Below are 392 nucleotides of genomic sequence, written 5' to 3' on the forward strand. Positions count from 1 at the left end.
GTGGAGCCGCTCGCGGGTCAGCACCCCCTCCTCCTGGAGGAGGCCCAGAAGCCTGGCCGTGTCGATACCGGAGCCGTTGAGCTTCGACGTCACCTCCTGATGGGCGGCGGTGGCGCTCATGCCCTCGCGGCCGAGCCGGGAGAGCGCGTCGAGGACGGCGCCGAGGCCGTGCCGGACGTGGGTCTTCACCGCGTCGAGTTCGTAGCTGGAACTCACATCGGGGCGGAGGCGGCGGGCGACCGTGGTGACCTTGGCGCTGACGTAGCGCTCGAAGATGGCGACGCGGCCCTGGTGTCCCGTCGGAACCGGTCCGGCATCCGTCCGGCAGAGGCTTTCGCAGTAGAGGCGCAGGAACAGCGGGAGGGTGAACTCCGGTGTGAGCAGCGGGATTC

1 protein-coding gene is annotated in these 392 nt (G+C 70.2%); it reads right to left on the reverse strand.

From position 1 onward, the window contains the following. On the reverse strand, positions 1–392 hold a 392-nt coding region (locus tag RM572_RS29570), incomplete at both ends, for a hypothetical protein (RefSeq protein WP_311676412.1).

It is taken from the genome of Streptomyces hazeniae (assembly GCF_031845485.1).
Taxonomy (GTDB): domain Bacteria; phylum Actinomycetota; class Actinomycetes; order Streptomycetales; family Streptomycetaceae; genus Streptomyces; species Streptomyces hazeniae.